This is a genomic window from Roseovarius sp. MMSF_3281 (genome assembly GCF_030733685.1).
Lineage (GTDB): Bacteria > Pseudomonadota > Alphaproteobacteria > Rhodobacterales > Rhodobacteraceae > Roseovarius.
On the sequence record NZ_JASHIM010000001.1, the window covers coordinates 455,624 to 482,494 of the forward strand.

Consider the following 26,871-nt stretch of genomic DNA (forward strand, 5'->3'; position numbering starts at 1 on the left):
GGAAGATGGGGGACAAGATGAACGAGGTCGCAAGTTTCAATGCCACCGGCACCGAGGTGCAGGATCCCGAAACCATGCCCCATTCCATCGAGGCCGAACAGCAATTGCTGGGCGCGCTTCTGACCAACAACGACGTCTACGACCGCGTCGCCTCGATCATCAAACCGCACCATTTCTACGATCCCGTTCACGAGCGCATCTATGAAACCGCCGTGGCGCGCATCGCCAAGGGCAACCTCGCTTCGCCAGTAACCCTGAAAGCCTTCTTGGAAGATGACGAAGGCCTCAAGGAATTGGGCGGCCCGGCCTATCTGGCCCGCCTCGCAGGTGCGGCCATTTCCGCCTTCGCCGTGCGCGATTACGCCCAGATGATCCACGACATGGCCGTACGCCGCGAATTGATCGCGCTGGGGCAGGAAATCGCCGGCAAGGCCATCCGCGCCGATGTGGATAGCGAACCCAAGGATCAGATCGTCGAAGCCGAACAAAAGCTCTATAAACTCTCCGAACAGGGCCAATCGGAATCGGGCTTCCAAAGCTTCCTGCGCGCCGTCACCGATGCGGTGAACGTCGCCAACGCCGCCTATCAGCGGGACGGTGGCTTGGCCGGGGTCTCGACCGGCTTGGCCGATATGGACAAGAAACTGGGCGGTTTGCACAAATCCGACCTGTTGATCCTCGCCGGCCGCCCCTCCATGGGCAAAACCTCGCTGGCCACCAACATCGCCTTCAACGTTGCCAAGGCCTATCGCAAGGGCACCATGCCCGATGGCACCGAAGGCGCGGTCGACGGCGGGGTCGTGGGGTTCTACAGCCTCGAAATGAGCGCCGAACAGCTTGCCGGCCGGGTTTTGGCCGAAGCCTCGGAAATCTCCTCGCACAAGATCCGCCAAGGCGACATGGACGAAGGCGAGTTCCGCCGCTTCGTCGAGGCCGCCAAGGAACTCGAATCCTGCCCGCTTTTCATTGACGATACCCCGGCCCTGCCCATCGCCCAGCTGGCGGCACGGGCGCGCAGGCTCAAACGCACCCACGGGCTTGACCTGCTGATCGTCGACTACCTGCAACTGGTGCGCGGCACCTCGGATAACCGGGTGCAGGAAATCGCCGAGATTTCCATGGGGCTAAAGGCCATCGCCAAGGAACTGAATATCCCCGTCATCGCCCTGTCACAGCTGTCGCGCCAAGTGGAAAGTCGCGACGACAAACGCCCACAGCTTTCGGACCTGCGCGAATCCGGCTCGATCGAACAGGACGCCGACGTGGTGATGTTCGTCTTCCGCGAGGAATACTACGTCGAACGCGAGAAACCCTCCGACGAAAAACTGGATGAAATGGCCGCCTGGCAGGAACGTATGTCGCGCTTGCATGGCAAGGCCGAAGTGATCATCGGCAAACAGCGTCACGGCCCCATCGGCACCGTCGAACTGGCCTTCGAATCGCAGTTCACCCGCTTCGGCAACCTTGCCAAGCCATGGCAGCAAGGCGACGATCAGGGGTTCTAAAACGGCCGCGCCGCCTTTTCTCTTGACCCCCCGGCGCAAGCTGTCAAAACCCGTGGCATGAGTAGCGCAACCCTGACCATAGACCTTGATGCCATCCGCGCCAACTGGCGCGCGCTGGATGCCCTTATGACCGGCGAAACCGCCGGTGTGGTCAAGGCCGATGCCTATGGCCTCGGGGCGGCAAAAGTGGCCCGCGCCCTGGCCAAGGAAGGCGCGCGCAGCTTCTTTGTTGCCTTGGCCGAAGAAGGCGCCGCCCTGCGCGCCGAACTTGGCCCCGGCCCAACCATCAACGTCTTTTCCGGCCACATGGCGGGCGATGCCGATATGATCGGTGATTGCGATCTGGTCCCGATGATCAACTCGATCGACCAGATGATCCGCCATGTCGAGGCCCTGCCCGGTCACCCTTTCGGTATACAACTCGATTCCGGCATGAACCGCCTTGGGATGGAACCCGCCGAATGGGCGGCCATGCGCGACGTGGCACTGGAACAGCACCCCGCGCTTCTCATGTCGCATCTGGCCTGCGCCGATGAACCCGATCACCCGATGAATGCCCAGCAGCTTGGCGCGTTCCGGGCGATGACGGCGGAAACCGGCGTGCCGCTTTCCTTGGCCAATACCGGTGGCATCCTGATGGGGCCCGACTATCACTTCGATCTGGCCCGCCCCGGCATCGGTCTCTACGGTGGCCTGCCCTTTGCCGACGCGCGGCCCGTCGTGACACTCGATATCCCGGTGATCCAATGTCGCGATCTCACCCCCGGTGAGACCGTGGGCTACGGCAACAGCTTTACCGCCACACGCCCCATGCGCGTTGCCACCATAAGCGCGGGCTACGCCGATGGCATCATCCGCGCCATGGGCCCCGACACCAGCCTCTGGGCCGAGGACACCCCCTGCCCCATCGCCGGGCGTATCTCGATGGATCTCATCGGCGTCGATGTCACGGACCTTGGCTATGACCCGAAATCGCTTGAGCTTTTGGGCCGGAACAACACCATCGACACGCTCGCCGATAACGCCGACACCATCGGTTACGAGATCCTGACGTCCCTGGGCAATCGCTACACCCGCAGGTACCTGGGCGCATGAACTGGATCCTTCACCTCCTTGCCGCCATCGGCCGCAATGTGCTTGCGATGCTGGCCACCATTGGTCGCGTCGCAATCTTTGCCAGCGATACCGTCAGCCACCTTTTTCGCCCGCCCTTCTATGCCCGCGAATTCGGCCATGCCCTGATCCAGATCGGCTGGCTCTCGCTGCCGGTGGTGGGCATGACGGCGCTTTTCACCGGCGGCGCGCTGGCCTTGCAAATCTATGCCGGCGGCTCGCGCTTCAACGCCGAAACGGTGGTGCCCTCCATCGTCGCCATCGGCCTCACGCGCGAACTCGGGCCCGTTCTGGGCGGCCTCATGGTGGCGGCGCGGGTGGCCTCCTCCATCGCCGCCGAAATCGGCACCATGAAAGTGACCGAACAGATCGACGCGCTGACCACTCTGTCGACCAACCCGATGAAATACCTCACCCTGCCGCGCGTTCTGGCCGCCACGCTGGCCGTACCGGTACTGGTCGGCGTGGGCGACGTGATCGGCATCATGGGCGGGTTTCTCGTGGGCGTCGGGCGGCTTGATTTCGGGGCGGCCACCTACCTGCACAACACCATTGATTTCCTTGAAGCATGGGATATCGCCTCGGGCCTGATCAAGGGCGCGGCCTTCGGCTTCATCGTGGCCCTCATGGGCTGCTACTACGGCATGCATTCTGGCCGCGGCGCCCAAGGGGTGGGCCGCGCCACCAAGGCCGCCGTGGTCGCCGCAAGCGTGCTGATCCTCGCCTCCAATTACCTCCTGACAGAACTGTTCTTCTCGGCATGACACAGGCTCTCGCCATCTCCCGGGGCACTGGAATGCCCCCGCTTTCTTCTGGCCCCAAATATCCCGGGGTCTGGGGCAGCGCCCCAGCGGCTTGCCAAGCGGAGCCTCACCCATGATCGAACTCAAGAACGTTCACAAAGCTTTCGGCGCCAACCGCGTCCTGCAAGGTGTTGACCTGACCATCGAAACCGGCACCTCCATGGTGATCATCGGCGGCTCGGGCACCGGCAAATCCGTCGCCCTGAAATGCGTCCTCGGTCTCATTCAACCCGACAGCGGCGAAATCACCCTCGACGGCAAGGATGTCACCAAGGGCGACCGCGACGCCTTCCTCGCCCGTTTCGGCATGCTGTTCCAGGGCGGCGCGCTCTTCGACTCGCTGCCCGTCTGGCAAAACGTGGCTTTCCGCCTGCTGCGCGGGTCGCTCAAACGCCCCAAGGACGAGGCCCGCGAGATCGCCATCGAGAAACTGCGCCGCGTCGGCCTGACACCCGAACAGGCCGATAAATTCCCAGCCGAGCTTTCGGGCGGCATGCAAAAGCGCGTCGGGCTGGCCCGCGCCATCGCCGCCGAGCCCGAGATCATCTTCTTCGACGAACCCACCACCGGGCTTGACCCGATCATGTCCGGCGTCATCAACGACCTTATCCGCGAGATCGTGGTCGAAATGGGCGCTACCGCCATGACCATCACCCACGATATGACCTCCGTGCGCGCGATTGCCGACAATGTCGCCATGCTGCACGACGGGGTCATCCAATGGACCGGCCCCGTGGCGCAAATGGACGCCTCCGGTGATCCCTACCTCGATCAGTTCATCCATGGCCGCGCCGAAGGCCCGATCGAAGCGGTCCGCTAACGCCGTCCCGGGCTTGCCCCGGGACCTTGCGGCCAACCAAGAGGCCCCGGGGCATGCCCGGGGCGCGACAGCCCTAAAAGCCCCATCCGCGCATTGCCGGTTTTCCATTCCGCGCAATCCCGCTACCCTTCGTGCAACGGCCCCTTGCAACATTGCTGCAATGATTGCTAATTAAACACGCGTTCAATTACATGCTGTTGGGAGGAGACGCAGATGGATTTCGCCTTGAGTGAGGAGCAATCGGCCATTTTCGACATGGCCCATGCCTTCGGGCAAGACAATATCGCCCCCCATGCCCAGAAATGGGAACGCGAAGGCACCATCCCGAAAGAGCTTTGGCCACAAATCGCCGAACTTGGCCTTGGCGGCATCTATGTCAGCGAAGACTCCGGTGGTTCCGGCCTTACACGGCTCGACTCGACCCTCATCTTCGAAGCGCTCAGCATGGCCTGCCCCTCGGTTGCGGCCTTCCTGTCGATCCACAACATGTGCGCCAAGATGATCGACACCTTCGGCAGCGACGAGATGAAAGCCCGCGTTCTGCCCAAGGCCCTGACCATGGAAACCGTGCTGTCCTATTGCCTGACCGAACCGGGTTCCGGCTCGGATGCCTCGGCGCTCAAAACCCGCGCCGAACGCAACAACGAAGGCTACACCCTCAACGGCACCAAGGCCTTCATCTCGGGCGGTGGCTATTCGGACGCCTACGTTGTCATGGTCCGCACCGGCGAGGATGGCTCCAAGGGCATTTCCACCGTCTATGTCGAAGACGGCACACCGGGGCTTAGCTTCGGCGGGCTCGAGGATAAAATGGGCTGGCGCAGCCAACCCACCGCCCAGGTGCAATTCGACAATTGCAAAATTTCCGCCGATGATCTGGTCGGTGAAGAGGGTAAAGGTTTCGCATATGCCATGGCGGGCCTCGACGGCGGGCGGCTTAACATTTCCGCCTGTTCCCTTGGGGCAGCGCAACAGGCGCTGAACATGACCATCCAATACATGTCCGAACGCAAGGCTTTCGGCAAACCCATCGACCAGTTCCAAGCCCTGCAATTCCGCCTTGCCGAAATGGAAATCGAACTGCAAGCCGCCCGCACCTTCCTGCGCCAAGCGGCATGGAAACTGGACCAAGGCGCACCCGACGCCACCAAGTTCTGCGCCATGGCCAAGAAGTTCGTGACCGAGGCAGGCTCGAAAATCGTCAATCAATGCCTGCAATTGCACGGCGGCTATGGTTACCTTGCCGACTATGGAATCGAAAAACTGGTGCGCGATCTGCGCGTGCATGAGATATTGGAAGGCACCAACGAAATCATGCGCCTGATCGTCGCCCGCCAATTGCTGGCCGAACACAAATGAACGATATCAGCATCCGCATCACCGGCCGCGCCGGGCGCATCACCCTGACCCGGCCCAAGGCGCTCAACGCGCTTAGCTACGAGATGGCGCTTGAAATCGAGGCGGCGCTGGATGCCTGGGCCGAAGATGACTCCGTTGATCTGGTGATAATCGACGCGACCGGCGAAAAAGCCTTTTGCGCAGGCGGTGACATCCAGAAACTCTACGAGACCGGCCGCGCCGGGGATTACGACTATGCGCGCAGCTTCTGGCGCGATGAATACCGCCTCAACGCCAAGATCGCCGAATACCCCAAACCCTATGTCGCCTTCATGCAGGGCTTTACCATGGGCGGCGGCGTGGGCATCGCCTGCCACGGGTCGCATCGCATCGTGTGCGAATCCAGCCAGATCGCCATGCCCGAGGTCGGGATCGGCCTCGTGCCGGATGTGGGCGGCTCGCTTCTTTTGGCGCGCGCGCCGGGGCGCGTCGGTGAATACCTTGGCACCACGGCGGCACGGATGGGCGCGGGTGACGCGATTTATGCCGGTTTTGCAGATCGTTACATTCCCGGCGAAGACTGGCCCGCCCTCATCGCCAAGCTGGAAGAAAGCGGCGATATCTCGGTGATTGCCGAGGCCGCCCAAACCCCGCCCGACAGTCCGCTTGAGGGCAAACACGCCCGCATCAACGCCCATTTCGCCGGTGACAGCCTCACCGATATCCTCAATTCCCTGCGGACCGAGGATAGCGATTTCGCCGATGAAACGCTTAAATCCATGTCGCGCAATTCACCGCTGGCCATGGCCTGCACCGTGGAAATGATCCACCGCCTGCGCGATCCCGCCGCGGATATTCGCGACGCGCTTGATCTGGAATTCTGCTTTACCTTCCGGTCCATGGAACAGGGCGATTTCCTCGAAGGCATCCGCGCCGCCGTGATCGACAAGGACCGCGCGCCGAAATGGCAGCACGGGCTTGACGCCCCGCCCTCGCGTGCCGCTACACAGATGTTGATGCCCTTGGGGCAGGACGCACTTTCATTCAAAAAGGAAGGATAAGCCATGAAAATCGGGTTCATCGGATTGGGCAACATGGGCGGACCAATGGCCGCGAATCTGGCCAAGGCGGGCCACGAGGTCACCGGCTTTGACATGGCCGAGGTCAGCATCGAAGGCGTCGGCATGGCCAACAGCGCACCCGAGGCCGCCAAGGGGGCCGAGGTGGTGATCACCATGCTGCCCAACGGCGATATCCTGCGCAAGGTCGCCGATGAGGTGATCCCGGCGATGGACAAGGGCGCGGTGCTTCTCGATTGCTCCACCGTCGATGTCGACAGCGCCCGTGCGGTGGCCGAACAGGCCCAGGCCGCTGGCCTGTCCGCACTCGACGCGCCCGTCTCGGGCGGTGTCGGCGGCGCTCAGGGCGGCACCCTGACCTTCATGGTCGGCGGGGATGAGGCGGGCTTTGCCACGGCCAAGGAACTCTTTGATATCATGGGCCAAAAGGCCGTGCACTGCGGCCCCTCCGGCAATGGACAAGCCGCCAAGATCTGCAACAACATGATCCTCGGGGCCACCATGATCGTCACCTGCGAGGCCTTCGCCATGGCCGACAAGCTGGGCCTCGACCGCCAGGCGATGTTCGATGTGGTCTCCACCTCCTCCGGCTCCAGCTGGTCGATGAACACCTATTGCCCCGCGCCGGGCGTCGGCCCGAAAAGCCCCTCGGACAACGGCTACCAACCCGGTTTCGCCGCCGACCTGATGCTCAAGGACCTGCGCCTTGCACAAGAGGCCGCGAAATCCGCCGATGCCGATACCCCCTTGGGCGAAGCCGCCATGCGCCTTTACGAACAGTTCGTCGAGGACGAAGACGGCAAAGGGCGCGATTTCTCGGCCATGCTGCCGCGTTTTGAAAAACGTACGCGGGATTGATCTGCGTCATATTCAGGAATCAATATTCATCGGTATGATCCATCCCAGATACACCTTTTTTGGGAGATACCGAATGTTTGCAAAGAATATGGGTAAGACGAATCGCACCATTCGCGCCATTGTTGGCGTCGTGCTTGTGCTACTGGCCTTCACCTCGCTGGCTGGCACATGGGCATGGATCGCGGGCATCGTCGGCGCGGCACTGCTTGTCACGGCAGCCTTGGGCTCCTGTCCGCCCTATGCGCTTTTGGGGATCAACACCTGCAAGAAATCCTGAACAAGGACCGCCCCGACCGGGCGGCCTTTTACTTGCGCCACCGTCGCGAAATTGCCTCTTTGCGGACTTCATGGCGCCGATTATCCTGCCTAAAACGGTCAAATCAAAACCGAGCAGGCAAATTTCATGGCACAAGGCCCCTCCCGGCTGACCCAAGCCGTCACAGGAAACGTCCAGAACATGCTCCCCGCGTCCACCTTGCGAAACGGCGCGCAGGCCCTGCCCCTTGGCTCTGGGTGACCCGCCATGACTGATCCGACACGCAACGCCGCTATCTGGTACGCCGAGGATGGCTATGCCCCCGACGCAAAAGGCATGAATGGCCGCCGCGTGGCTGGCGCATCCTTCCTCAAAGGGTTCTTTCGCCACGCCGATGTGTCCGAATTCGTCTCGCTGTCGCAGGGCCGCAAAGGGGCCGAAGGTTTCGCCAGTAAACTCAAAGCCGACTGCACCCGCGATATCCCGCACCGCGCGGCCCTGACCGGCGCACCGCTCAGGATGGCGCCGGTGGAAACGCTCTACTTCCCGGCCCCCAACTACGCCGCCGAATGCTGGAAACGGCAGCATTTCGGCATGGCCGCCTATGCCATATGCGGCGTCACCCACACCACCGCAACCCAAGCCGTGATGCAGGGTTTTCACGATCTGCGCGCCGCCCCGCAAGCGCCATGGGATGCGGTGATCTGCACCTCCAGGGCCGTGCACGCCGCCACGCTGCGCAACATCGAACTGGCCGACGAACACCTGCACCAACGCTTTGGGCAAGTGCCGCCGCGCCCGCTCATGCCGGTGATCCCGCTGGGTATCAATTGCGATGACTTCGCCCATGACGCCAAGGCCCGCGCGCGCCTGCGCGAACGCATGAATTGGACCGACGGCAATATCGTCGTCGCCACCCTTTCGCGCCTGTTGCCCTACGGTAAATTCGACCCCGCGCCGCTCTTTATCGCCTTGGAACGCGCACAGGCGCAACTGCCCAAGGGCAAGCGCCTCAATTTCGTCGCCTGCGGCATCTATGCCGATGACTATTCGCAAAAGGCGTTCGAGGACAGCGCCAAGGCCCTCATGCCCTCAGTCAGCTACACACATCTTGACGGGGGTGATGCCACCGCCCGGTCCGAGGCCCTGTCGGGCGCGGATATCTTCACCTTTCCCATCGACAACATCCAGGAAACATTCGGCCTCGCCCCGATTGAGGCCATGGCCGCCGGTCTGCCGGTAATCACCTCCGATTGGGACGGCATGCGCGACACGGTGACCGAAGATGTCGGCATCCGCATCGCCACCCAAACCGTCGGCCCGCGCCATACCGCGCCCGAGGCCTGGCGCTATCACCATGGCGGCCTAAGCTACGCACAATACGGCAACAACCTTTCGGCCATGACCGAGATCAACCTGCCTGCCCTGACCGAGGCCATCGTGACGCTGGCCAGCGACAAAACCAAGCGGCGGGCCATGGGCCAAGCCGGGCAAAAGCGCGCGCTTGAGGTCTATGACTGGGCCAAAATCATCCCGCAGATGCAAGACCTCTGGGCCGAACAATCCGCCATGCGCCGCGCTCATGCGGAAGCCGCGCAAAAGGCACCGCGCCCCAACCCGGTGGCCCCTGCACCCACAGACCTTTTCCAAAGCTACCCAAGCAAGATCGCCGCCCCCGGTGTTTGTAAGGTCACCGCCAAGGGGGACGCCGCAGCGCTCGATCACATCCTGACCGCCCGCCGCCATATCAAGATCGGCCAGATGTTCGAAAAACTCGAAACCCTTCACCGGGTGTTGCAAGCCGTCCAAGCCGCAGGCGATACCGGCACCGATGCACAGGCCGTGGCGAAAACGCTCAACATCAACCCGCTCACCATCGAACGCGCTTGGCTGTTTTTCCTCAAGTACGGGCTGATCGAGGTGAAGAAAGACGGGTAACCCTTTATTCTGCCGCAACTTTCTTGGGATTCAGCATATCCTTGAGATACCGCCCGGTATGGCTTCGTTCAACCTCGGCCACCTCTTCCGGCGTGCCCGTGGCCACGATCTCGCCGCCGCCATCGCCGCCTTCCGGGCCAATGTCGATGATATGATCGGCGGTTTTCACCACGTCGAGGTTATGTTCGATCACAACCACGGTGTTCCCCGCCTCCACCAACTCGTGCAGCACTTCCAGAAGCTTTTTCACATCCTCGAAATGCAACCCCGTCGTCGGTTCGTCCAGGATGTACAGCGTCCGGCCCGTTGACCGTTTGGCCAGCTCTTTCGAAAGCTTCACCCGCTGCGCTTCCCCGCCCGAAAGCGTGGTCGCCTGTTGCCCCACCTTGATATAGCCAAGCCCGACCCGGCACAGCGCATCCATCTTCTCGCGGATACTAGGCACCGCCTTGAAAAACTCCTGTGCATCTTCAACCGTCATATCAAGAACGTCTGCTATGCTCTTGCCTTTCCACTGAATTTCCAGTGTCTCACGGTTGTATCGCGCGCCCTGGCAGGTCTCGCAGGTGACATAGACATCGGGCAGGAAATGCATCTCGATCTTGATGACACCATCGCCCTGGCAGGCCTCGCAGCGCCCGCCCTTCACGTTGAAGGAAAACCGCCCCGGCTTGTAGCCCCGCGCCTTGGCCTCGGGCAGCCCGGCAAACCAATCGCGAATGGGCGTGAAGGCGCCCGTATAGGTCGCGGGGTTTGATCGTGGCGTGCGCCCGATGGGCCGCTGGTCGATGTCGATCACCTTGTCCAGATGCTCCAATCCCTTGATCGTTTCACAAGGCGCAGGCGTCTGCCGCGCGCCATTAAGGCGCATGCTGGCGGTCTTGAACAACGTTTCGATCGTCAGGGTGGATTTCCCCCCACCCGACACGCCGGTCACGCAAACGAACTTGCCCAAGGGGAAATCCGCGGTGACGTTTTTCAGGTTATTGCCCGTGGCCTTCACCACGCTCAGCTTCTTCTTGTTGCCCTTGCGCCGCGTTGCGGGCACCGCAATCTCACGCACCCCGGACAGGTACTGCCCGGTCACCGAATTGGCATCCTCGGCCACTGCCTCGGGCGTGCCGTGGCTGACCACTTGGCCCCCATGCACCCCGGCGCCGGGGCCGATGTCAAAGACGTAATCGGCGGTGCGAATGGCCTCTTCGTCGTGCTCCACCACGATCACGGTATTGCCCTGATCCCGCAGGTTTTGCAGCGTGGTCAAAAGCCGCCCGTTATCGCGCTGGTGCAACCCGATCGACGGCTCGTCCAACACATATAACACCCCGGTCAGGCCCGACCCGATCTGGCTCGCCAACCTGATCCGCTGACTTTCGCCCCCCGACAGCGTCCCGGCATTGCGGCTCAGGGTCAGGTACTCAAGCCCGACGTTGTTCAAGAACCCCAATCGCTCGCGGATTTCCTTCAAGATCGCCGTGGCGATCTCGTTCTTCTGCTTGGTCAGGGCCTCGGGCACGCCCGCGCACCACTCATAGGCCTCGCGGATCGACATCTGCACCACCTGCCCCACATGCAGGTCCGCAATCTTTACCGCCAAGGCCTCCTCGCGCAGGCGATAGCCACCACAGGCGCCACAGGGCCGGTTGTTCTGATACCGCTCGAACTCTTCGCGAATCCAGTTGCTATCGGTCTCGCGATAGCGCCGCTCCATGTTAGGAATAACCCCCTCGAAGCTGCGGCTCACCTGGTACACCCGTCCGCCCTCGTCATAGCGGAACTGGATTTCCTCATCGCCCGAGCCATACAAGAACACCTGCTGCACATGTTTGGGCAGGTCTTTCCACCGGGCATTGGCGTCAAACTCGTAATGCTTGGCAATCGCCTCGATGGTTTGCAGGAAATAGGGGCTTTTGCCCTTCCGCCACGGCGCGATGGCCCCGTCGCTGATCTTGAGCGTGGCATCCGGCACCACCAGTTGTTCGTCGAAAAACAACTCGGCGCCCAAACCATCACATTCCGGGCAGGCCCCGAAAGGCGCGTTGAAGGAAAACAGGCGCGGTTCGATCTCGGGGATGGTGAAACCACTCACCGGACAGGCAAAGTTTTCCGAAAACGTATGCCGCTCCGGCTCGCCCTCTTTCGGCGCGGTTTCCAGGATGGCAATCCCGTCGGCCAAATCCAACGCCGTGCGGAAACTGTCGGCCAGACGGGTTTCCAACCCGTCCTTCACCACGATCCGGTCCACCACCACGTCGATGTCATGGCGATATTTCTTGTCCAGCGTCGGTGGCTCGTCCAGATCGTGAAAGGCCCCGTCCACCTTCACCCGCTGGAACCCCTGCTTGCGCAGTTCCAGCATCTCCTTGCGATACTCGCCCTTGCGGTCGCGCACGATGGGGGCCAGCAGATAGGCGCGTGTGCCCTCTTCCATCCCCATCACCCGGTCCACCATATCCTGCACCTGTTGCGCCTCGATGGGTTTGCCGGTGGCCGGGCTATAGGGCGTGCCGACTCGGGCGAACAACAATCGCATATAGTCGTAAATCTCGGTCACCGTGCCAACGGTCGACCGGGGGTTCTTGCTGGTGGTCTTCTGTTCGATGGAAATCGCAGGGCTTAGCCCGCTGATGTGGTCCACATCCGGCTTTTCCATCATGTCCAGAAACTGCCGCGCATAGGCCGAAAGGCTTTCGACATAACGCCGCTGCCCCTCGGCATAGATCGTGTCAAACGCCAACGAGGATTTGCCCGAGCCCGACAGCCCGGTAATCACAACCAACTCGTTGCGCGGGATATCGACGTCGATCCCCTTGAGGTTATGCTCGCGCGCCCCGCGCACTTCGATGTTCTTCAACTCGGCCATGACAGACTCCCGGGCGTGTTGCGGAAAACTTAGTTGAGCGCGGCCCGGTATCCAACCGAAAAATGAGAACAAAAGCGAAACACAAAGGCAGGCAGATCATTTTCCAACCGGTCAAGGCCCCGGCCCACCAGCAGGCGGCGGGATATCCATCACTTGGGCATCCATCGCGGAAACTCAATGGCATTTTCCCTTGTCAGTCTGCCTTGCTCGATTTAAGCCCATTACGTTACGATATAACATACCCGATTCTCGGGACTAAACATGAGGAGAACAGAATGCAGCTTCCCGGACCGCTCGGCGCAATTGCAATCAGCGCCATGATTCTTACCGGTGCACAGGCCCTCGCAGAGGGGACCGAAACGGAGCACGATCATGATCATGACCATGAACATGCCCACAGCCACGATGAAAAAGCCGAACGCATCTACAACGGCTATTTCAGCGATTCCGAGATCAAGCCCCGCACCCTTGCCGACTGGCAGGGCGACTGGCAGTCGGTTTACCCCTACCTGCTGGATGGTACCCTTGACCCGGTGATGACCCACAAGGCCGAGCACGGTGATCGCACCGCCAAGGCCTATCGTGACTATTACGAAACCGGCTACCGGACCGACGTGGACCGGATCACCATCCAGGACGAAACCTTTACCTTCTACAGCGACGGGGGCGATGTTTCGGGGCAATACGCCAACGACGGATACGAGGTTTTGACCTACTCCAAGGGCAATCGCGGCGTGCGTTATATCTTTGAAAAGGCGTCAGGCGATGCCGAGGCACCGCAATTCGTCCAGTTCAGCGATCACGCCATCGCCCCGACAGAGGCCGGGCATTACCACCTCTACTGGGGGAATGATCGCGCCGCCCTGCTGGAGGAAGTGACCAACTGGCCCACCTATTACCCCTCGGACCTGAGCGGCGAAGAAATCGTGCAGGAAATGATCGCCCACTAAAGCGTTTCGCTCCAAGGCGCGAAGCCTTCCGAGTGCTCCTGCCCAAGCGGCAGATAGAAAGGGCGCCGGCCTGACCGGCGCCCTTTTCTTTTCCCGGCTTCCCGGCGCTCAGATATGAATCACCCGGTCGAAGGCATCCAAAACGCTTTCGTGCATCATCTCGCTCAGCGTCGGATGCGGGAAGACGGCGTTCATCAGGTCTTCTTCCGTGGTTTCCAACTGGCGCCCCACGACATAGCCCTGGATCAATTCCGTCACTTCCGCACCGATCATATGCGCGCCCAAAAGCTCGCCGGTTTTCTCGTCGAAAACCGTCTTGATCATGCCCTCGGGCTCGCCAAGGGCAATCGCCTTGCCGTTGCCGATGAAGGGGAAGCGGCCCACCTTGATCTTGTGACCCGCCTCTTTCGCCTGCGCTTCGGTCAGGCCCACGCTGGCCACCTGCGGATTACAATAGGTGCAACCGGCGATACTTTCCGGCTTCACCGGGTGCGGATGCCCGCCCGCGATCATCTCGGCCACCATGACGCCCTCGTGGCTGGCCTTGTGCGCCAGCCAAGGCGCGCCCGCCACATCGCCAATCGCATAAAGCCCATCAACCCCGGTGCGACAGAATTCATCTGTCACCACGTGGCTGCGATCCACCTTCACACCCAGATCCTCAAGGCCCAGGCCCTCGGTATTGCCGACGATGCCCACGGCGGAAATCACGCTGTCGAACTCGTGCTTCTTCACCTTGCCGCCCACTTCGATATGCGCGGTCACCTTGTCCTTGGCACGGTCCAATTGCTTGACCATGGCCTTTTCCATGATCTTCATCTTCTGCTTTTCAAAGGCTTTCTTGGCCATGCCCGAAATCTCGGCATCTTCCACCGGCAGGATACGATCCATCACCTCGACCACCGTGGTCTCAGCCCCCAAGGTGTTGTAAAAGCTGGCAAATTCAATGCCGATCGCGCCCGACCCGATGACCAGAAGCTTCTTGGGCATATGCGGCGGGGTCAGCGCGTGCTTATAGGTCCAGACCCGTTCGCCATCGGCTTCAAGCCCCGGCAATTCGCGCGCCCGCGCGCCGGTGGCCAGAACGATATGCTTGGCCTGCAACTCCTCGGTGCCCTTCTCGGTCTTGACGCTCACCTTGCCCTTGGCCGGGGTCGTCGCCTCGCCCATGATGGCGGTGACCTTGTTCTTCTTCAGCAAATGACCAACGCCCGAGTTCAACTGCTTGGCGATCGCGCGCGAGCGTTTCACAACCGCGTCCAGATCGTAATCCACGCCCTCGGCCTTCAGGCCGAATTCCTTGGCGCGGTGCATCAGGTGAAACACCTCCGAGGATCGCAACATCGCCTTGGTGGGGATACAGCCCCAATTGAGGCAAATCCCGCCCATATGCTCGCGCTCGACCACCGCCACCTTGAGGCCCAGTTGCGCCCCCCGGATCGCGGCCACATAGCCGCCCGGGCCTGCGCCGATTACGATCATGTCAAAACTTTGCGCCGCCATTTGCGTCTCCCGCTTCTAGGTTTAGTTTAGCATTAAACTATTTCTTCCACCGCCTCAATACGGCACGCTTCTCCGTCGCGGCGTCTCTTGTCTGCCCGCAACAATCCCCCCCGCAAAGCGTTTTTCCGATCCAGCCTAGCGCAGCCCTGCCCATACTGTCACCCGCCAATCTCCGCCCCCTTCCCGCGCCACGCGGCCAGCGAAGCAAAAGGGCCCTCCGGCCGAAATCCGCGTATCCCGCCCCGATCCCGGCGGATTCCGGCCGAACCCGCACCACGCTTGCCCCCCCCTCCCGGGAACCATTCGGCGGCACACCCGTTTTCTCCACATGCGCCACAAGCCACCGGGCACCGCGCCCCGGATCATATTCACAGGCGCTCCAAGTTCCGCAAAGGAGAGACATCATGACCTTCTGGAAAACATCTGTCAGTACATTCGCCATCGCCGCCATGGCCGCCTTGCCACTGTCGGCGCAATCCACCGGCGAAGAAGAAACCGACACCCAGCCGCAAAGCGTGATGGAGGTTGAGGAAGGCACTTCCGAAACCACCGGCGATACCGCCCAAGGCACGACCGAAGGCGCCACCACGGAAACCGGCGATCCGGCGATGGATACCCTGGATACCGCCACCGAAGGCGCCGATACGGCCACCGATACGGCACAGGACGATGGCAGCGCCGAAGCCTCCGGCGCCGTCGAAGGCACCATCGCCATGCAGGATGAGAACACCGTCCTGGGCACCGACCTGATGGGGGCCGCCGTCTATAACCCGCAGGGTGAGACGATTGGCGATATCAACGACATGATCGTAAGCATCGAAGGTCAGGTCGAGGGCGTCGTGATCGGTGTCGGCGGCTTCCTCGGCATGGGCGAAAAGGACGTGGCCGTCGATATGGCCTCCTTCACGCTGCAGGAAACCGAGTTCGGCGAACCGCGCCTCGTGCTGGACACCACGGCCGAGCAATTGGAAGCCGCCGATGAATTCGTGACGGCAGCAGAGCGTCGCGAGGCTCAGCAGATCGAAGAAAACCAGGCCACTGGTTATGACGGTACGTCCTCCGGGTCGACCGACGCCGGAACCACCAATTAACATTCGGCCCTTCGCTTCGACCATCTGAGTCAAAGGAAACGGCGGCCTTCCCTCCCGGGCCGCCGTTTCCATGTTCATGAAGGTCAAATGGCGTTCAGGCCGCCCGCGCGCTCTTCATGTCGCGCACCAGCGCACCGTAACTGCCACCTTCGATAAATCTCTGCTCGGCATCCGTGGTGTTCCGGTCCAGGGCCCCGTTCCGGTATGGAAAGCGACCGAACAGGCGGATCACCTCGCGATGCGCCCGGGCATGAAGCAGGTTGCTGTCGCCGCTCTCGGGCATGCGCTCGCAAATCATGCGCACACAACGCTCCTGATCGCACAGGTTTTCCGAATGCATCAGCGGCAGATAGAAGAACTGCCGCGCCGGCTCGTCGATGCGCAGGTCCCAGCCGCGTTGGATCGCCGCCTTGGCCGCGGCCAGGGCCGGACGATCCGTCGAAAAGGCGCGCCCCTCGCCACGGAACATATTGCGCGGAAACTGGTCCATCAGGATGATATAGGCCAGGGTCCCGCTGGGATAGGTCAGCCACAGGCTATAGGCCCCCTCCTGCGCGTTTTCCCAAGCGGCCTCAAACCGCTCGCGGATCGTCGCGTCCAGTTCCTCCGAAACCTCGTACCAGCCCTCCGGGCCGACTTCGTCCAACCAAAAACTCAGAACATCCTCTGGCGCAATCATAGGTATCTCCTCATTCGCCCATGCGCGTCGTAAAACCGTTACCTAAAGGTTAACTGCATGTTATTCTTCAAGAACAGTCACGATTTACTACACTTCCAACATTCCACGTGACGTTAGCGCCATCACGGCGCCGTCACCCCGAGGCCGCTGTCGCGGCTGCCTCCTCTTCCTGTGCGGCTTCTTCCTGCGCCGTCTCGATGGCGTATTCCTGCGCGAACTCCACCGCCATCGGCGTCGCGCCCAGGGCCACGGGCGCATAGCTGTCGGTGTCTTCGACCGACGGCGCGGCCCGCTGCGTCATCCGGTAAGCCGCATAGCCCGCCATCGCCAACAACAAGACCGCGATGAACAGGAAAAACCCGCGCGGCCCGATCTGCCCCATGACCCACCCGGTCACAAGCGGCCCGGTCACCGCGCCAAGGCCGTTGATAAAGACCATCCCGCCCGAGGCGGCGGCCATATCGTCGAAATCCAGGAAATCGTTCGTATAGGCGATCAACAGGGCATAAAGCGGGTTCGAAACGCCGCCAATCGTCAGCCCCGCCACCAGAAGCATCACGAAATATCCGCTCAGGGCGAAGCCCAGCAAGGCCCCTAACCCGCCAAGCACCGCGGTTCCAAGGATCAGCACCCGCCGATCCATCCGGTCCGACATCCAGCCCACCGGGTATTGCAACACCAGCGCCCCGATAAAGAAAGTCGACACGAAGGCCGAGATTTGCCCGACGCTCAGGCCCGCCTCGGCCCCGAAAACCGGCGCCATGCCGAATTGCGCCGAAAAGACACCCCCCAACAGGAACATGCCCACACAGCCCAACGGCGAAATACGCATGATTTCCAAAAGGCTCATGGGTTTCGTCGTGCCAAAGGCCGGCGTCGGGCTGATCGACAGCAGAATCGGGGCAAAAGCAATCGAGACCAATACCGAGGAGACGATGAACAGGATAAACCCGGACGGGTCGGCCAAAACCATGATCGCCTGCGCCGAGACGATCCCGGCCATTTGCACGATCATGTAAAGCGACAGTGATTGCCCGCGTGTTTCGTTCGTGGCGGCATTGTTCAGCCAGCTTTCGGCGGTGACGTAAACGCCCGAAAAACAAAAGCCGATCACGATTCGGCCCGCCATCCACGCAATCGGATGGGTCGCCACCGGGTAAAGGATCAACACCGCCGAAATAAGCGAGCCCAGCGCGGCAAAGACCCGCACATGCCCCACGCGGCGGATCATCTCGGGGGCCATGCGCGACCCGAACAGGAAGCCCACGAAATAGCCCGACATGACGATCGACATCGAAAAGGTCGAAAACCCCTCCAACTGGCCGCGCACACCCAAAAGGGTGCCTTGCAGGCCATTGCCCACCTGCAAAAGCATCATCCCAAGAAGCAGCGCCCAGGAACTAGCCAGAACCTTGATCATCACCGGTCTCCCGTTCTCTACGGCGCGTGTCTAACAACCCGGCCACCCTCTTGGCCGGTCAAACCCGACTCGCCTCATGTCGTTTTCCTCGCTGCCAGAGTCCGAAAGGCGGATCAACCGCCCGCCACGGTGCCACGGCTATTTCTTTGCCTGTCCCGTCAATCGCGCAATCAAGGGCCCGCGCACCGCATCGCGTTGCAAGGCAAGGTTCAAAACCAAGCTGACACAGGCAAGGATCATTCCCGCATTGTTCAACCCCGCCATGATCAAGCCGAAACTGGTCAACAACAGCACCCAAATTGCGCCGCGCAAAACCAAGGCGGCCTGTTTTTCCGTCATGTCAAATGTCCTTTCCCCTCACTCCGGGATCAAAAGCGACGCATCGCCATAGCTGAAAAACCGGTAGTCCTCGCGCACCGCATGGTCATAAATCCCGCGCAGCCGGTCCTGCCCCATCAGGGCACTGACCAGCATCATCAATGTCGATTTCGGCAGGTGGAAATTGGTCATCAGGGCATCGGTCACCCGGAACGTGAACCCCGGATAGATGAAGATATCCGTATCGCCCTCCCACGCGGCAATCTCGCCTGTTTCGCGTGCCGCGCTTTCAATCAGCCGCAGCGCGGTGGTCCCCACCGGGATCACCCGGCCACCCTTGGCCCTGGTCTCGGCTATCTCGCGCGCGGCGGCCTCGCTTACCCTGCCCCATTCGGCATGCATCTTGTGGGTGGTGACATCCTCGACCTTTACCGGCAGGAAGGTGCCCGCCCCCACATGCAGGGTGACATGGCTGAACCCCACGCCCATCTTGCGCAACCCCGCCAACAAATCATCATCGAAATGAAGCGATGCCGTGGGCGCCGCCACCGCCCCGGGATGCCGCGCCCAGACGGTCTGATAATCCTCGCGGTCCTTCTCATCCGCCGCCCGGCGGGCCGCGATATAGGGCGGCAAGGGCATGGCCCCCGCCGCATCCAAAGCGGCGTCAAACGCTTCGCCCTCAAGGTTGAACCGCAAGATCGCCTGCCCCTCGCGCTTGGCCTCGCAGGTTGCCTCAAGCCCCGCGCCAAAGCGCACGACCTCGCCCTCGGACAGCTTTTTCAAAGGCTTCACCATGGCCGCCCATGTGCCGTCCGGCCCCGGCTCCAGCAAGGTCACCTCGATCTTGGCCTCGGTAGGGCCTTGGGCACTTTGCCGCGCCCGCATCCCCGACAGCCGCGCCGGGATCACCGCGGTATCGTTCAAGACCAGCCGGTCACCGGGGCACAGGAAATGCCCAAGATCGCGCACCACCGCATCGGTGATCCCGCCCCCCTCGGCCACCAAAAGCCGCGCCGATGTGCGCGGCCGCGCCGGCCGCGTGGCAATCAACCGCTCCGGCAATTCGAAATCGAAATCACTCAGCTTCACCGCCCTTGCCCCTGCCCGGTATCCTCTTGCGGGCGCTCCTGCGCCGCGCCGCCTTGTCCCGTGTTCCGCGTCGGCGGGGGCCGCCGGAACAATTCCCGGAACATGCCCGGGGTGAACACCGACAAGGGGTTCACATTCACCCGCGGGTTCGCGGCCTGCCCCGTCAGCTCGTAATTCACCCCCACAAGGCCCTCGCCCCGGCGGGTGAATATCCCGCCAATCCCGTTGATCAGGTAAAACGGCGAAATCACCCCCTGCATGTCCATCTGCCCGCTTTGCATGAAATAATACCCATCCATGGAAATCCCCATCGACGCGCCCACGGCGCTGCCGGAATAAAGCGTCACCCGCTCGGGCGAAAGCTGGAACCGCGCATCCACTTCGTTGAAATGGATGCCCTCCCCGCCCATTTGCTCCAAAAGCCCGACAACGCTCATCGCGTTGAGAAGCGCCGCAAGGGCCGGCGCATCTTTCAAACGCAATCCACTGGCGGTCAACTGGCCGTTGTAGGTGCCCGCCCGTCCCGCCGGGGCCAGCACCAAGTCCATCGTCCCGTCCCGGGCCTGTTTCAACAACCCCGCCGATCCCAGAACCCCCCCGGCATTGTCCGATTGAATGCGAAACGCGCTACGCCCCTTTTGCGGCACGACGCGGCCCCTTATCGGCGCGCCACCGTTCACCCTGCCGGTGAACGTGCCATCCGCCCCGCGCCGCATGTCCAGCTCGGCACGAAAATCGGTCAGCGAAATGCCATCGGAAATCTGCAGGCTGTCCAGCGCAAGGCTGACCGGCCCGCCTTCGGCGCGCCGCTGGCCACCGCCCTGCCCATCCCCGGCAAGCGAGGTCTGGCGCAAATCGACCGTGCCGCCGCGCACCTGAACCGCGGGGGGAACACCCGCGCCGCGCCCGATCAAATCCACCGGCGCGTTCAGCCATGTGCCAACGCGCACCGTGTCGAACTGCGCCCTTTCCAATTGTCCCCCCGGCAACAGGCTCACCCGGCCCTCTGCCGTCAAGCCCGCCGCCTGCAAGGAAACGCGGCTCAAATCCGGCGGCGTGCCCAAGCGCCCGGACACCTCCAATGCCCCGCGCGCCGCAGGCGGCAGGCTCCAATCCAACTGTCGCAAGCTCAAGCCGACCCCCGACAGGTCCGAGGTCATCTCGAAGCGCCCCGGTTGCCCCTTTTCGAACCCGATCACAACATCGGCGCGGCCAGCCCCCGAAAGGCTTCCGGGCGGAAGGCCGATGTTGAACTCATCTGCAAAACGCTCCGACAGTTCCACCCAGCCCTCGACACGCGCCCGCCCCCCGGACTCGGGGCCAAGGTCCGCGCGATAGGTGCCATGGATGGGAACACGGCCCAGGCGCCCCTCGCCGCCGATGGTCAGGCTATTGTTCCTTGCCTGCACCTCAAGCTTTGTCGCCGCCAGAACGCGCCCCGGCGCAAGCGCCTCGCTGCGCACGTCATGCAGGCTGCCGCCGATATCAAAGGCCACCTCGTCCGGCTGCAGGTTCGGCTTGAGAAGGAAATCCAACTGCCCTTGCAAAGCCGCCCGCCCAGCGGCCAAGGTCACCGACCGCCCGGCCTTGTCCAGGTACCGGAACGGCTCTTCGTTCAACAGCGACAGCGCCGCGGTGATCGTGCTTTCGGTCTTCAGACGCGCCCGCGCCGGGCCACGCTTGATGGCCACGTTGGGCACCTCGAAACTGGTGCCTGCAATGTCGATCCGCCCGCCTGTCGCGGCCTGCACATACCCCTGCATGGCCGAAACCACGAAACGGTTGTCATAAAGCGATGCATGCCCCGAGGCGGCCTTGATATGGGGCACCTCCTTGACAAACCGGGCCTCCAATCCCTCGAAGTCAAAGCCCATGAACACGTCAGGGCGGCTTTTGGGCTGTGATCGCACGGCAAGTTGAATGTTGCTCAACTCCGCCTGTTTGACGTTTTCATCTATCCATTTGCGCGTCTGCGGCTTCACGCGTTCGGGCCACAACTGCAACAGCCGCGCGGGCGACAGCCCATCCAGCTCGCCATCCAGCGCCAGATCCCAGCCCTCCGGCTCGGCCTGCACCTCGCCGCGCAACACAAGGTGCCGGCCTTGGTCCACAAGACTCATCTGCCCAAGGCTCAGGCGAAACGGCTCCATCTCAAGGCGCAGGTCCATGGCCACCTGCTCCAGTTCCACGGCGGCGGGGTACAAATCCGCAGGGTTGGCACTGATCCGGTTCACCCTGAATTGTCCCAGCAACTCGCGCGGCCAGCCGTCCTCCATACCCACCAGGTAGGCCTGCCCCTCGCCCTGCACATTAACCCAGGGGCTTTCGATGCTGACCTCGTCAAACTGCATCACCTGCCGCACCGGATCATAGGTGAAATAGCTTCGCGCACTGGAAAACGGGATGGGTTTCGTGGCTTCGGTCGGCTGCACCGCCCCGGCACCGATCTGCAGCGTCGCATTGAGCGGCCCAAGCTGCCCGTCCTCGGCCACGGCGGCGCGCAACGCCCCCGAAATCGGCGCATCCAGCGCCTCAAGCCAAGTCAACGCGGGCGATTGCCCGGCAATGTCGCGCGCCGGCATATCCTCGAAGCTCACGCCGAACACCGCCTCGGCCTCGCCCATCCGACCGGCATAGTTCACCGCCAGCGTCGTGGCATAATCCCGCGCCCCCAACAGCACGAAATCCCCCCTGATCTGCAAATCGTCCCCCGCCCGTTCCAGCGTCAGGCGCCCGCCATCCACGGTCCAGGCCCGCTGCACCCGCGCATCTTCATAGCGCAGGGTCATATTGCGCGCCTCGACCCGGGTCAGCGACGAGAAATGCGGCTCGCGCAACAGCTCTTCCAAGGGCTGCAACAAGGCCGCCATGCTGGGGGCTTCCTCCACGGCGGGGGCGGCGGCTTCCCCAAGGCTCACGCCCATGGCACCGCTCTCCGAGCGGCGCAACGCCACCTGCACGCCCGATACCCGGATCTCGCCGGGGCGCAACTCGCCCCGCAACAGGGGCCGCAGGGCAAATGTCCCCTGCACGTCGGTCAGGTTGGCCAAGGGCTGTCCGGTCTCGTCCCGCACCGTTACCTCGCGCAGGTTCAGGCGCGGCACCCAATTCTCGTCCATGACGAAGGACATCTCGCCAAGGCCCAGCCGCATCGCGCCCGCATCGTCGTTGATCCGCTCGGTGATCCGGCTGCGCAGCCAGTCCGGCGCGCTGACCTGCGTGCCTACCAGGGCCATCACCGCAACAGCGCCCGCCGCCACCAGAACCAGCACGGTTCCCAGCAGCCAAAGCACTGCCCGCCGCCAAAGGCGGCGCGGTGGCTTGATGTCTTCAGTTTCGCTCATATGATCCGACCGTACAGGCCCTGCCCTTGCCCGCTTGCCTTGTCCTTTTCCCTGGCCTTGACGGCCCTAGTATGAAACCGCTGACCGCACATAACAAGGATATCCCATGACCAACAGCACCCAAATGGCCCCCGATTTCACCTTGCCGCGCGATGGCGGCGACAGCGTGGCTCTCTCCGCCCTGCGCCCCGCGCCCGTGGTTCTTTTCTTCTACCCGCGCGACGACACCTCCGGCTGCACCAAGGAGGCCATCGGTTTCACCGAAATGCACGGGGAATTTCAGGCGCTCGGCGCCCATGTCATGGGGATTTCCAAGGATACCGTCGCCAAGCACGACAAGTTCCGCGACAAGCATTCGCTTGGCATCCCGCTTCTGTCCGACGCCGAGGACGAGGTTTCCGAAGCCTATGGCGTCTACAAGGAAAAAAAGATGTACGGCAAGACCTTCATGGGCATCGAACGCTCCACCTTCCTGATTGACGGCGAAGGCCGCATCGCGCGCGAATGGCGCAAGGTCAAGGTGCCCGGCCATGTCGAGGAGGTTCTGCAAGCCCTGAAAGACCTTACCGCATGACCCAAACGCTTGCACAAATGGCGGTCGAGGTTCTGACCACCGCCGATGGCCGCGAAAAAACCGCCCTCTCGCGCAAACACGCGGCCACCTGGTTCGCCGCGCGCGACGCCGGGGAAGACATCCCCCTGGGCAAGGCCGAACCGCCCCTGCGCCCCGCGCGCCCCGAAAAGCCCGAGTTGCTGGACCCGCGCGACGTGCCCCGCCGCCGCCCCGGCAGCCCGCAAGGCCGCATCGCCATCCTGCACGCCGTGGCGCATATCGAACTCAACGCCGTCGACCTGCACTGGGACATCATCGCGCGTTTCACCGACACGCCCATGCCCATCGGATTCTACGACGACTGGGTCAAATCGGCGGATGAGGAATCCAAGCATTTCAACCTCGTCTGCGACAGCTTGGAAGCCCACGACAGCCACTACGGCGCCCTGCCCGCCCATGCGGGCATGTGGCGCGCCGCCGAAGACACCGCCGGGGATTTCATGGGCCGCCTCGCCGTCGTGCCCATGGTGCTTGAGGCCCGCGGGCTCGACGTCACTCCCGGCATGATCGAGATTTTCGAGAAGGCCAAGGACAGCCAGACCGTCGAGGCCCTCAAGGTGATCTATGCCGAGGAAGTGGGCCATGTCGCCTATGGCTCGAAATGGTTTCACTTCCTCTGCGGCCGCCACGACAAAGACCCCAAAGAGGTGTTCCACGATCTCGTGCGCCGCTACTTCCACGGCCCTCTCAAACCGCCCTTCAACGAGGAAAAACGCGCCGAGGCCGGCCTGCCGCCCGATTTCTACTGGCCGCTGGCCAATTAAAAAACCGGGCCACCTGCGCCGAAACGCCTCAGCGAAATGCACCGAAAGCTTGGGGCAACCCTTTGTGGATCGGCGATTTTTTGCCATTCACGCCACATCTTGCCGAAATCCGCGAATCACCCGCCCAAAATCCTTGCCCAAAGGGAAAGCACTGGCTAAGCACTAGCCCCAAGGCGCGGTCACGAAATGTGACCAAACATTTTAAAACAAACAAGCGCCGGCCGTTGGGAAAAGGGACAAAAGGGACGGGTTGTTTTCGTGCGCACGCGACTGGCTATCAAAATTCACACGCTTCTTGAGCGCTATTTCCCCGAGCGACGGGTCTTCCTGCGCTCCGATACCGACACACGCTTCATCCGGCTTCGCCCCGGTTCGCAGTTCCTGGCCTTCGCGGGCGCCTCGGCCATCGTGGCCTGGGCAATCATCGCCACCGCCGTTCTCGTGATGGACTCGATCGGCGCGGGCAACTTCCGCGAACAGGCCAAGCGGGATCAACGCACCTACGAAATGCGCCTCAACGCCCTGTCGTCGGAACGCGACAAACGCGCCGAAGAAGCCGTCGCCGCGCAGGAACGCTTCAACTCCGCCCTGAAACAGATCTCGGTCATGCAATCCGAATTGCTGGCGTCCGAGACCCGCCGCCGTGAACTGGAAACCGGCATCGAGGTGATCCAATCCACCCTGCGCACCGCGATGACCGAACGCGACAGCGCCCGCGGCGAGGCGGAAAAACTGGCCCTTGCCCTTGAAAACAACACGGGCAGCAGCCAGACCGACGAGGATGGCAAAACCGCCACCGACGGCACCCTCAATGTACTGGCCACCGCCCTGCAGGACACGGCCCGCGAACGCGATCAAATCCGCCAGGACGCGCAAACCGCCCTGCTCGAAGCCGATGAAATGGCCTCGCGCCTGAAACTCATCCGCGACCAGAACGATCAAATCTTCCGTCAACTGGAAGAGGCGATGACCATCTCCGTCGAACCGCTGGACAAGATGTTCCGCGCCGCGGGCATGAACACCAATGACCTGCTCAGCACCGTGCGCCGTGGCTATTCCGGCCAAGGCGGCCCCCTGATGCCGCTCAGCTTTTCCACCCGTGGCGAAGATCCCTCGCCCGATGCCCAGCGGGCCAACCGTATCCTTGGCGAGTTGGACCGCCTGAACCTGTATCGCATCGCCGCGCAAAAAGCGCCCTTCGCCCTGCCGCTCAAAAGCAGCTTCCGCTACACCTCGGGCTTTGGCATGCGCTGGGGCCGGATGCACAAGGGCACCGATTTCGCCGCCCCCCATGGCACCGCCATCTATGCCACCGCCGACGGCGTGGTCACCCACGCCGGTTGGCTCTCGGGGTATGGCCGTCTGGTGAAGATCCAGCACGAGTTCGGCATTGAAACCCGTTACGCCCACAACTCCAAAATCTTCGTGAAGAAGGGACAAAGAGTATCGCGCGGACAGAAGATTTCCGCTATGGGCAACACTGGACGATCCACCGGGACCCATCTACACTACGAGGTCCGCGTGGGCGGCAAAGCCGTCAACCCAATGATCTATATCAAGGCTGCTAACGATGTTTTCTAAAAGCAAAATCAACGAACCCGCGCCCAAGGCAGGTGACGCCCCCAAACCCGCAGCGTCCGACTCCAAGGCCGACGCGCCGCGCAACGAGGCGCCCAGCACCGAATTCAAGGCCTCCGCGCCCAAGGCGAAACCGCCCGCATCGGTGCTGTCTTCCGATCTGCACATCACCGGCAATCTCAAAACCACTGGCGATATTCAGGTCGAAGGCACCATCGAAGGCGATATTCGCGCCCATCTTCTGACGGTCGGCGAAAGCGCCACCATCAAGGGCGAGGTGATCGCCGACGACGTGGTCGTCAATGGCCGTATCGTCGGTCGAGTGCGTGGCCTCAAGGTGCGCCTGACCTCCACCGCCCGTGTCGAAGGCGACATCATTCACAAAACCATCGCCATCGAATCCGGCGCCCACTTCGAAGGCTCGGTTCAGCGGCAGGATGATCCGCTCAACGCCAAGGGCGGCAAGCAATCCGGCGGCGGTCAGGCACAACAGGCCCAACCGCAGGCTCAAGCGCAAGCACCGGGACAAGCCAAACCAGCCGACGCCAAACCGTAAGGCACCGAACATGCGATCCGCAAAGGCGCCCTGCCCCGGCAGCGGCGCCTTTTCATGGGCGGCGGTCAACAGCCCTTCACATGACAAGATGGGTACCCGTAGTACGTGGTTGATCCGGTCACCTGAGGTGGCAGATAGAAATCGTAATTTGTTGTTGATGAACGAGTGGCTGCTATGCGCAGGGAGGGGGCTTTGTAAGGTTTGGCCGTTGCGCCAAAGCCGTCATTCGGCAAAGATGCAGCTAACGACAGGTCCGAGCCCATACCTACCAATGCATTCGATTGCTCGATTTCCATAGAGACAACGTCACGATTACCTTTACAACGATGATGGGGGTTCATCCTCGCGGAGCCAAGCACGTCTGATGCATAGTTTGGGAATTACAGTTAA

At 62.2% G+C, this 26,871-nt stretch carries 22 protein-coding genes; 15 read left to right on the top strand and 7 right to left on the bottom strand.

The window, feature by feature from the left end:
• The first annotated feature begins 17 nt into the window (after window positions 1-17).
• The 9 genes from RBB32_RS02445 (at window position 18) to RBB32_RS02485 (ending at window position 9,710) form a co-directional block, all read left to right on the top strand.
• Complete coding sequence (locus tag RBB32_RS02445) at window positions 18-1,505, top strand: replicative DNA helicase (protein WP_306151073.1); 1,488 nt, start codon at window positions 18-20, stop codon at window positions 1,503-1,505.
• A 57-nt stretch (window positions 1,506-1,562) separates the two neighbouring features.
• Window positions 1,563-2,600: an alanine racemase gene (gene alr / locus RBB32_RS02450; RefSeq protein ID WP_306151074.1), complete on the top strand. Its 1,038-nt coding sequence runs from the start codon at window positions 1,563-1,565 to the stop codon at window positions 2,598-2,600.
• Window positions 2,597-3,382: an ABC transporter permease gene (locus tag RBB32_RS02455; protein ID WP_306151075.1), complete on the top strand. Its 786-nt coding sequence runs from the start codon at window positions 2,597-2,599 to the stop codon at window positions 3,380-3,382. The genes alr and RBB32_RS02455 overlap by 4 nt, the downstream gene beginning before the upstream one ends.
• 112 nt (window positions 3,383-3,494) lie before the next feature.
• Window positions 3,495-4,241 carry an ABC transporter ATP-binding protein gene (locus tag RBB32_RS02460; RefSeq protein ID WP_306151076.1) on the top strand — a complete coding sequence of 249 codons (747 nt, stop codon included), beginning with the start codon at window positions 3,495-3,497 and terminating at the stop codon, window positions 4,239-4,241.
• Between the two features lie 213 nt (window positions 4,242-4,454).
• Window positions 4,455-5,600 (top strand): acyl-CoA dehydrogenase family protein, encoded by a 1,146-nt coding sequence (locus RBB32_RS02465; RefSeq protein WP_306151077.1) that lies wholly within the window; start codon window positions 4,455-4,457, stop codon window positions 5,598-5,600.
• Window positions 5,597-6,640 carry an enoyl-CoA hydratase/isomerase family protein gene (locus tag RBB32_RS02470; RefSeq protein ID WP_306151078.1) on the top strand — a complete coding sequence of 348 codons (1,044 nt, stop codon included), beginning with the start codon at window positions 5,597-5,599 and terminating at the stop codon, window positions 6,638-6,640. The genes RBB32_RS02465 and RBB32_RS02470 overlap by 4 nt, the downstream gene beginning before the upstream one ends.
• Before the next feature lie 3 nt (window positions 6,641-6,643).
• Window positions 6,644-7,516, top strand: a complete 873-nt coding sequence (gene mmsB, locus RBB32_RS02475; protein ID WP_306151079.1) for a 3-hydroxyisobutyrate dehydrogenase — start codon at window positions 6,644-6,646, stop codon at window positions 7,514-7,516.
• A gap of 88 nt (window positions 7,517-7,604) precedes the next feature.
• A complete protein-coding gene (locus tag RBB32_RS02480) occupies window positions 7,605-7,793 on the top strand; it encodes a DUF2892 domain-containing protein (RefSeq protein WP_306151080.1) in 189 nt (62 codons plus the stop codon).
• Between the two features lie 246 nt (window positions 7,794-8,039).
• On the top strand, window positions 8,040-9,710 hold the full coding sequence (locus RBB32_RS02485) for a glycosyltransferase family 4 protein (RefSeq protein WP_306151081.1): 1,671 nt from the start codon (window positions 8,040-8,042) through the stop codon (window positions 9,708-9,710).
• Between the two features lie 4 nt (window positions 9,711-9,714).
• Here RBB32_RS02485 and uvrA read toward each other — a convergent pair whose 3' ends face one another.
• On the bottom strand, window positions 9,715-12,573 hold the full coding sequence (gene uvrA / locus RBB32_RS02490; protein ID WP_306151082.1) for an excinuclease ABC subunit UvrA: 2,859 nt from the start codon (window positions 12,571-12,573) through the stop codon (window positions 9,715-9,717).
• A 275-nt stretch (window positions 12,574-12,848) separates the two neighbouring features.
• Between uvrA and RBB32_RS02495 the strand changes: the two genes are divergently transcribed.
• Window positions 12,849-13,523: a ZinT family metal-binding protein gene (locus RBB32_RS02495; protein ID WP_371931004.1), complete on the top strand. Its 675-nt coding sequence runs from the start codon at window positions 12,849-12,851 to the stop codon at window positions 13,521-13,523.
• Between the two features lie 108 nt (window positions 13,524-13,631).
• On the opposite strand, the gene lpdA is transcribed toward RBB32_RS02495, so the two are convergent.
• A complete protein-coding gene (gene lpdA, locus RBB32_RS02500; RefSeq protein WP_306151083.1) occupies window positions 13,632-15,026 on the bottom strand; it encodes a dihydrolipoyl dehydrogenase in 1,395 nt (464 codons plus the stop codon).
• 404 nt (window positions 15,027-15,430) lie between these two features.
• Here lpdA and RBB32_RS02505 point away from each other — a divergent pair, with 404 nt between their 5' ends.
• Window positions 15,431-16,117 carry a PRC-barrel domain-containing protein gene (locus RBB32_RS02505; RefSeq protein ID WP_306151084.1) on the top strand — a complete coding sequence of 229 codons (687 nt, stop codon included), beginning with the start codon at window positions 15,431-15,433 and terminating at the stop codon, window positions 16,115-16,117.
• Window positions 16,118-16,211: 94 nt separating this feature from the next.
• On the opposite strand, the gene RBB32_RS02510 is transcribed toward RBB32_RS02505, so the two are convergent.
• From RBB32_RS02510 to RBB32_RS02530, 5 genes are all read right to left on the bottom strand, one after another.
• The gene (locus RBB32_RS02510; RefSeq protein ID WP_306151085.1) at window positions 16,212-16,796 is read right to left on the bottom strand and encodes a DUF924 family protein; all 585 of its coding nucleotides are present in this window, start codon (window positions 16,794-16,796) and stop codon (window positions 16,212-16,214) included.
• A 133-nt stretch (window positions 16,797-16,929) separates the two neighbouring features.
• Window positions 16,930-18,216, bottom strand: a complete 1,287-nt coding sequence (locus RBB32_RS02515) for an MFS transporter (RefSeq protein WP_306151086.1) — start codon at window positions 18,214-18,216, stop codon at window positions 16,930-16,932.
• A gap of 138 nt (window positions 18,217-18,354) precedes the next feature.
• Window positions 18,355-18,555 (bottom strand): hypothetical protein, encoded by a 201-nt coding sequence (locus RBB32_RS02520; protein ID WP_306151087.1) that lies wholly within the window; start codon window positions 18,553-18,555, stop codon window positions 18,355-18,357.
• Between the two features lie 18 nt (window positions 18,556-18,573).
• Complete coding sequence (queA, locus tag RBB32_RS02525) at window positions 18,574-19,626, bottom strand: tRNA preQ1(34) S-adenosylmethionine ribosyltransferase-isomerase QueA (protein ID WP_306151088.1); 1,053 nt, start codon at window positions 19,624-19,626, stop codon at window positions 18,574-18,576.
• Complete coding sequence (locus RBB32_RS02530) at window positions 19,623-22,970, bottom strand: AsmA-like C-terminal region-containing protein (protein ID WP_306151089.1); 3,348 nt, start codon at window positions 22,968-22,970, stop codon at window positions 19,623-19,625. Before RBB32_RS02530 ends, queA begins: the two co-directional genes overlap by 4 nt.
• A gap of 106 nt (window positions 22,971-23,076) precedes the next feature.
• Between RBB32_RS02530 and RBB32_RS02535 the strand changes: the two genes are divergently transcribed.
• From RBB32_RS02535 to RBB32_RS02550, 4 genes are all read left to right on the top strand, one after another.
• Window positions 23,077-23,544, top strand: coding sequence for a peroxiredoxin (locus tag RBB32_RS02535; protein ID WP_306151090.1), 468 nt, complete (start codon window positions 23,077-23,079; stop codon window positions 23,542-23,544).
• Entirely contained in the window at window positions 23,541-24,347 is an 807-nt protein-coding gene (locus RBB32_RS02540) for a ferritin-like domain-containing protein (RefSeq protein ID WP_306151091.1), read from the top strand. Before RBB32_RS02535 ends, RBB32_RS02540 begins: the two co-directional genes overlap by 4 nt.
• Window positions 24,348-24,605: 258 nt before the next feature.
• Entirely contained in the window at window positions 24,606-25,928 is a 1,323-nt protein-coding gene (locus RBB32_RS02545) for a M23 family metallopeptidase (RefSeq protein ID WP_306151092.1), read from the top strand.
• Window positions 25,918-26,481: a polymer-forming cytoskeletal protein gene (locus RBB32_RS02550; RefSeq protein WP_306151093.1), complete on the top strand. Its 564-nt coding sequence runs from the start codon at window positions 25,918-25,920 to the stop codon at window positions 26,479-26,481. The genes RBB32_RS02545 and RBB32_RS02550 overlap by 11 nt, the downstream gene beginning before the upstream one ends.
• Window positions 26,482-26,871 lie beyond the last annotated feature (390 nt).